This is a genomic window from Candidatus Cloacimonadota bacterium (genome assembly GCA_020532355.1).
Lineage (GTDB): Bacteria > Cloacimonadota > Cloacimonadia > Cloacimonadales > Cloacimonadaceae > UBA5456.
In genome coordinates this window covers 1-7,367 of record JAJBBD010000242.1, presented here as the reverse complement: position 1 = coordinate 7,367, position 7,367 = coordinate 1, and the positions used below count along the sequence as shown (strand labels likewise).

The following is a 7,367-nucleotide window of genomic DNA, read 5'->3' as shown; positions in this document are numbered from 1 at the left end:
CTGCAAGCTGTGTTTATGGATGAATTCTCGCGCATAACAATAATCCTGATCACTCGTTAGCACAAACTTCAGTTCATCCTTTGAAGTCATTAATTTCAAGTTAGCAAGCAAAAAGCTGTTCTCTTCTCCGCTTCCAGGACATTTTACATCCAATATCTTAACTACTTCTTGTGGTACATCTCCAATACTTAATGAACCATTTGTTTCAAGCAATACAGTATACCCCTTTTCTATCAAAAGCTGCATAAATGAATTGCTTTGTTTTTGTAATAATGGTTCTCCTCCGGTTAGTTCCACTAGTTTAGCAGGATATTTATCAATTTGTTCTAATATTGTGTCAAAGTGCATTCTTTTCCCGCTTTGGTAGGAATATTGGGTATCGCAATAACTGCACCTTAGATTGCATCCAGAAAGCCGTACAAATATACAAGGCATGCCCATATAACTGGATTCTCCCTGCAGGCTGTAGAAAATCTGACAAATATCTAAGTGCTTCACGCCAATCTAAAAAGGTAAAAATGGAAAATCTTTATGGTAACCCAAGGCGGCATCTATTTCTTCGTTAATTTCCAGCGGATCTCCAATAACAAACTTTTCACGGTTTCCGGTTCTAAAAAGAGTATACTCTGCTTCAGGAGATTCAAACATATCCAAAAACTCACTATCGCCATATCGAGGCACACCATCAACCAGTAAAAGCTTAATTGCTGCCATATCCAATCCCAATAGGTTTTGAAATGGATCTTTATCTATTAGGTCGGTTAATAACAGATTATTCGTATTTTGAGTATCCAATTTGGCATATCTACCGTCCAAATACAGAGCTTTCACTGCGTTCTCGGTCACCATTTTATAAAGAGTCCGCAGCTCAAAATTTGGAAAGTGCTCTAGAATAGTGTGAAACTCCGCTATCAAGTTGATTGCACCGCTCATAGTGGAATCGGTACCAATCACCACGTTTGCTCCGTGTTTTAAAGCAGAGTCAATATCGAAAGTCTCACCAATCAGATAGAAATTTGAAGTGGGACACCAGCACACACTTGCTCCCACCATTGCAATCTTCCGTATTTCATAATCAGTAAACGCTATGCCATGTATCATAAGAGTATTTTTTTGTAATAAGCCTTGTTTCTCCAATTCCGAAAACTCAGCCTTGGTAATATTATCTTTGCCTTCTCCCAGATGAATAATGAATGGCATTTCGCCCTTACTTAGCTTCATCTCTTGCGTAGCACTTTCTCCTCCCCACCAGTTACCCAGAGTGATGGAGTGGCATTGACGGTAGCGCTTGGGAACTATAATGGGCATACTGTCGTAATAAGTGTCCATCTGTAGGGGGCCATGATCATGCACAATGCTACAACCAGAAAACAGATTCTTGTAAGCTCCCAATTTGGCAATTGCTAATGCCGAATGATCCATATGCTGAAAAGAGCCATCATTGTGCCAAAATTTGCTGCGCTCATGAAAGCTAAACGAGTTTTTCATGTCCTCCACCCATATATGAGAATTTGGATAGGGACGTTTATCACCTGCCCGAGGCACCCAATTACCCACCAAGTGGTCATGTGCATTGATAAGTGGAGAATAGGCAATGCTTTTTAGCAGTTCAAGTGTCTGCTCTACTCCCTCCGTATTTGCCATGTTAAGTACCACGTTTTCCCGTATGTCGGTGCTGGATATTACGCTTAAGCCTGGTTTAATTTTCATGCTCTAATTTCTTTTATCCTTTTTATCAGTTTGGGTACAAGTTCAAAAAGATCCCCTACTATGCCCAAATCCGCTGCCTTGAAGATTGGCGCATCAGAATCCTTGTTGACTGCCACAATGTAATCTGAGGAACTCATTCCCGCCAGATGCTGGATCGCTCCGGAGATGCCTATTGCTATATAGATGCTGGGTTTAACGGTCTTTCCGGTTTGACCCACTTGGTGAGAATAGGCAATCCATTCCGAATCAACCGCAGCTCGCGAAGCTCCCACTGCTCCGTCCAAAGCCGCAGCCAGCTCTTCTATCATGGCAAAATTCTTGGCCTCCTTGATGCCTCTACCCCCCGCCACAACAACATTCGCATCGGTGATATTAATTAGATTGGTCTTCTCTTTTTCAAACGATATATATTTGGTTTGATCCTCTTCCATATCGAAGTTATACTCTTCACAGATTATGATGCCGCTACGCGAATCATCTCTTGGCAATGGATTCATTACCTTATGCCGAACCGTTGCCATTTGTGGACGGTTATTGGCAGTTACAATCGTAGCCATAATATTTCCACCGAAGGCAGGACGCGTCTGTAGCAGGTTACCGCTCTCCTCATCAATTGCCAGCCCTGTGCAATCCGCCGTCAAGCCCGTATTGAGCTTAATGGCTACTCTGGGAATAAAGCTTCTGCCTATCACTGTCGCACCTGCCAGAATGATTTCGGGATTAAACTTATCGGCAAGATAAATCATTGCCTTGCTATATTTTTCGTCGCGAAAATGTTCCAAAGCGGGATCGTCTATTACTATTACCTGATCCGCCCCATAGGCAATCAGTTCTTCTGCCAAACCGTTAAGACGGTATCCTAAAAGAATAGCGCTCAATTCTCCGGATAGCTGATCCGCTAATTCCCTTCCTTTGCCCAAAAGTTCATGCACTACGGAGGATATAGCCCCTTCGCGCTGCTCCGCAAATACCCATACCCCGCTATATTGCGCTTTATCTATATGTTCCTGAGTTTTTTTGCGGATGATGATCGCTTCAAAGGGACAGGCTTGTACGCATGCTCCGCAAAGTACACATTTATCAGTATCAATTTCGGCTAACTGGGATTCAATTTTGATGGCGTTGTATGCGCAAGCCTTAAGACATGCGCCACAACCAACACACTTTTCACGGATAACTTCGATCATAAATTCTCCTGAGAATTACGCTATTTTGCTGCCAATAATTGTCAAGCGGATTTTGCAATTTCAGTTGTTATGCCTTTCATATTTTTCCTTTTGCATAATGTCTGGCACCCTGGTAGAATCGGGCCTTAGAGACAGCAATATTCTCTTGCCGCAAAGACCGCAGATCTTTTTATAAAATTTGTTTGAGCCGCTTCTGCCATCCTAGAGCCTGGCAGTAAGGGGCATGCCTACCCATAAGAGCTTCGGAAAGCTCCGCTACGGTTTCGTGCTCTCTGAAGCACCTTTGGGCTGGTAAATTGGGGCTATTCATCTTTCAGGCCGATCATGGCCTTCCCCACCATCAATGTGCGTTACGAAATCGGCACAATCAATACTTTCCCCCAAAGGTAAAACTCCATTGGCAGAGGAAGTTTCGTTGGCAATGCAAACTTATGAACATAGCAGGTTTCTGGTAGTTTAGAAGCACAACACCCTTATATTGTCTTCGGATTGCTTTCCTGAACCCATAACTGGGAAACATAAAGAACAAATGGATGTGACCTCCACTGTGGACAATGCTTCGCGTACTTCCTGTTTTTCAAGAAATACCGTCTCAAAGGGAGAGGTTTGTAGTGCTTTCCTATGCAAAGTGTGATTCTTTTGGGGTAGAATCAAATAATCAAGAATAGTATTTGTTGCTCACTTAATTCGGTTTATTGCTCTATTTAGCTGCATTATTATGCTTAGCTTTCTGTCGGTAACGTTTTTTCCTTCTTCATAAGCTTTTTCAAGATTAGCATTGATAGCTTTAACCAGAACATTGATCTGACCGCTTAGAGACTTGATCTGCCCAGTATAACCCAATTCTCTAAAAGTACTAGTGTCATTTTTGTGTCTTTTGGCTGCCATTCTATCCTCCATCATTTATGTGATTTGCCAATATTGCATTGCCTGAGAATTATTCTCCTATTCTTGCAAGAAGGGTCTTTACTCTTTCGGTTTTGTATTTCCCCTTAGAATCGAAACAGCCTTGATCAAGATAGTTCATTTCCCGTCTAATATTAGCACATTTCTTTCTTAATTTTGCGTTGTTTTTTTGAATTTTAAGCTCATCGTAAAGTTTCCACTCTTCAAGCAAATGCATTTTTGCATCAAACGATGGAAACTCATATCTATATAGTTGTTCAAATTTTCTCTCAAATTCCGTTGTTGCGATGTTGTTAATCAATTCAATAATGCTTTGCATAGTATTAGGTTGTCCAGATAAATAATCCCATAATTCTGAGGCAATCAGTATTTCATCAGAATCAAAAAACTTGTCTCCACCTATGATTTTACTAAGAAAACGGTTTTTATTATAACTACAAGCATCTTCTTCTTCAGTTACCGTTGGGTCAAAAGGAAAGCCAATAAAAAAATTCACTCTTTTTCCTTTATACAGATGATTTAGTGCTGTTCTTCCTTCCAATATCTTCTGTTTTTCACCTCTGAGTTCTCCTGAATTGGGTTTTACAGACTTTAACTCAATTGCATTTATCGTTTCATCTTCATCTACAAACAAAACATCGGCACTAAAGTCTAATGCGTTTACTAATTCTCCACCCGAAGCTTCATTTATAAGCTTTTCTTCTCTATTTTTGCATGGCACACAAGAGGAATTACTAAGTTCGGTACATATTGTGTTGATAATTTCTTTCTGCTTATGGCTTATTTGCAAATTGCCATCCTTTTTTGATGTCCATTCTTTCTTTTCTCCACCACATAGAATATTGGCTACACGCTCAAAAAAACTCTGTCCAAGAGTAGTATTTAGCCCATGTAACCAGCTACTCAAGCTAACAAGAAGTGTTGGATCCGTCTTTGAGACTGCCATTTTATCTCTAAAGGCACTAAGAAATGCTTCATGAAATGGTGCATTTCTGTTTGTCGTATAATCCGAAGGGAACTTATCAAAGCGGGATTTGAGTATTTCAATTACGGCTATAGAAATAGATTGGTTTACATCATTGGGTAATGTCATTAGTTTTTTTCCTTAAGATGAAAGATTATCTCCGAGTATGCACCTTTGTCTTTTTCAGTACGGTTGAGTACTGGTCTCAAAAACTTGTCAACGATAACCATGCCTGCTCGTTCCGCAATTGCTGGATAAATATTGTATTTATCGTTGGCAACCAGAAAAACACTGTAACCATCGATTAGATATTTTTTGCAATTTAGTAAAACATCACTAATTCCTTCAATATAGCTCTGTCGGGCTTCTGGTCCTTGACCCTTGAACATAGGACCAATCTCAAGATCATCATTACGAGCAAATCCAAAAGTATCATAAGCATAGGCATGTTGTTCATGATAATCGATCAACCCAACATAAGGGGGTGAAGAGAAGATACCATTAATTCTTTTATGCATAATCAGATTTGCAAAATCGGGATCAATCGTTCTTACTTGATCAATGATGTTTATGCTTTTACTATCTCCAGTAATGCATACTTGCTTTGTATCTGTTCTAAGCATGTCAAATTGAGCAATCCGTTTGATTGTATCTTTAGAATATGTATTCCACCATTTCTTAATAGAGAATAGTGGTTTGCATATTTTACCGTGCTTCCTGCAATAATAAGTTGTTGTAATTGGCTTGTTCAAAGTTGCCAAATCTGCATGTGTTGTTGCCCTACAACTTCTGATAGTTCTACTTAAGGTAACCGCTAATAGCTTTCTGGTTGATGTATCTCTTATTTTGCTTATCTCATTGCGAACAAAATCTATCTCATTTCTGATCTGTTGGATAAACCATGTATCCATAAAAGACCGTGGATTTTCATGCGCTAGTTTTATCCCATACTTTTCAACAAGACTATTATAGATGGGCAAGAATTCAATTTCCTTTGCCCTTCCATATTTTTTTTCATCTACCTCACCAATTCTAACCTTATACTTATATTCCGGCACTGGAAAGTACTTTGTGTTGAAGTCAGACAATTCCTTGAGAAGAATTTTCTCAAACTCATCTGTCTTTGAGCATGCCAAAAACTCATTCAATTTTTCATTTATACGTTTTACTTCGTTTTCAACTATATCTATATTGTACTTTCTGGTTTTACACCCCGATATCATAACGTTGAAAGACGATATATCTATGCCAATTGCATGAATGCCAAGTTCATTGGATTGCACTAAAGTTGTTCCGCTTCCAACAAACGGATCTAGAATAATATCCCCTCTATTAAAATAAACGCTCTTCTTAAAATCATCTGTATGGTCATCAAGAAAATACTCTACTAATTGAGGAATAAACTTACCTTTATAAGGGTGAAGTCGATGTACATGTTTTGTCGTTTCAGATTCTTTATATTGATCAAAAGATAAAGACCAATTCAATTCATGTCCAAGCTGTTGCCTCCATTCTTCCTTGCGACTACCTGTGTATCGCTTGTAGTATTGAGACAGCTCATTAAGAGATATTACGGTATTACCTTTTGACTCATGCTTTTCTATGCGCCCATATTGTATTAAATAACTAATATTAGAAGTGGTTACATGCTTGCCTAAATACTCTGACGCCCATTTGCTGGCTTCCTTTATACTAACAAAATCATTGGCTTCTTGTACCATTGCTATTTGCTCCATACCGCTCATTGTCTTTTACTTTCCCCTTTTCTAGGTCATTCTCAAGATTAAGATAGAATAGTCAACAAAAAAAACGATATGATGTATTAAAACATTGTCCAATATGGTATCGTCGTTTCTCTGAACTTCAATTACTGTTATATATACTTTTTTAAGGAATTAGGATATATCTCTAAGAATCACTTAGCTCTCTTGTTGCTTTAGGCAAGCATTATCGAAGCTTTAGGCAGAGATCATCTTGAAAATCAGGGAACATTCTAGCCTAAACCATGCCTAGTTCTAGCTTAAACCATCAACTAATAGTGCTGGTTTATACCCGATTATAATTAATAATACCTCAACAAGATATAACCCGTACTCAGGACAATGGCAAGGAGGGTAAATACAACACCAATTTTGGTATATTCTTTAAAGGAAATGTGGTAACCATTACGGTTTGCAATGCCTACGGCCACAATATTTGCACTCGCTCCAATCAAGGTACCGTTGCCGCCCAGACAGGTGCCCAAAGCTAACGACCACCAGATGGGGTGCATAGCATCGGGATTGTTGATTAGAATTCCTAGTCGCTCCAACACAGGGATCATTGCGGCAACAAAGGGCACGTTATCTATTATCGAACTGAAGGTGCTGGAAACCCAAAGAATCACCATAGAGGTTGAGCGTGGTTCTCCCTTGGTAATTTTCATCACACTTTCGGCAATCATATTGATAAATCCTGTTGCAACCAGCGATTCCACTATCATAAAGAGTCCCATGAAAAAGAAGATGGTAACCCAATCTACGTCGCTGGCGAGAATGTGTTCAACTTTCTTACGGTCTGAAATCAGCAGCAGGAAAAGTCCCGCACTCATAGCGATGGTG

General features: G+C 39.4%; 7 protein-coding genes. All 7 read right to left on the bottom strand.

The annotated features are described in order from the left end of the window. On the bottom strand, positions 1 to 498 hold a 498-nt coding region (locus tag LHW48_08525), incomplete at its 3' end, for a radical SAM protein (protein MCB5260495.1). Positions 499 to 504: 6 nt separating this feature from the next. Beyond that, positions 505 to 1,710: an amidohydrolase family protein gene (locus LHW48_08520; protein MCB5260494.1), complete on the bottom strand. Its 1,206-nt coding sequence runs from the start codon at positions 1,708 to 1,710 to the stop codon at positions 505 to 507. Beyond that, positions 1,707 to 2,897, bottom strand: coding sequence for an electron transfer flavoprotein subunit alpha (locus LHW48_08515; GenBank protein MCB5260493.1), 1,191 nt, complete (start codon positions 2,895 to 2,897; stop codon positions 1,707 to 1,709). Before LHW48_08515 ends, LHW48_08520 begins: the two co-directional genes overlap by 4 nt. Before the next feature lie 678 nt (positions 2,898 to 3,575). Continuing rightward, entirely contained in the window at positions 3,576 to 3,785 is a 210-nt protein-coding gene (locus tag LHW48_08510) for a hypothetical protein (GenBank protein ID MCB5260492.1), read from the bottom strand. A 49-nt stretch (positions 3,786 to 3,834) separates the two neighbouring features. After that, positions 3,835 to 4,896, bottom strand: a complete 1,062-nt coding sequence (locus tag LHW48_08505; GenBank protein MCB5260491.1) for a TdeIII family type II restriction endonuclease — start codon at positions 4,894 to 4,896, stop codon at positions 3,835 to 3,837. Beyond that, complete coding sequence (locus LHW48_08500; protein ID MCB5260490.1) at positions 4,896 to 6,488, bottom strand: site-specific DNA-methyltransferase; 1,593 nt, start codon at positions 6,486 to 6,488, stop codon at positions 4,896 to 4,898. Before LHW48_08500 ends, LHW48_08505 begins: the two co-directional genes overlap by 1 nt. Before the next feature lie 341 nt (positions 6,489 to 6,829). Further along, on the bottom strand, positions 6,830 to 7,367 hold a 538-nt coding region (locus LHW48_08495; GenBank protein ID MCB5260489.1), incomplete at its 5' end, for an anion permease.

What these genes read in the sequence shown, in the direction of transcription:
- LHW48_08520 (MCB5260494.1), bottom strand. Translation starts at nt 1,710, where the DNA reads ATGAAAATTAAACCAGGCTTAAGCGTAATATCCAGCACCGACATACGG.
- LHW48_08515 (MCB5260493.1), bottom strand. Translation starts at nt 2,897, where the DNA reads ATGATCGAAGTTATCCGTGAAAAGTGTGTTGGTTGTGGCGCATGTCTT.
- LHW48_08510 (MCB5260492.1), bottom strand. Translation starts at nt 3,785, where the DNA reads ATGGCAGCCAAAAGACACAAAAATGACACTAGTACTTTTAGAGAATTG.
- LHW48_08505 (MCB5260491.1), bottom strand. Translation starts at nt 4,896, where the DNA reads ATGACATTACCCAATGATGTAAACCAATCTATTTCTATAGCCGTAATT.
- LHW48_08500 (MCB5260490.1), bottom strand. Translation starts at nt 6,488, where the DNA reads ATGGTACAAGAAGCCAATGATTTTGTTAGTATAAAGGAAGCCAGCAAA.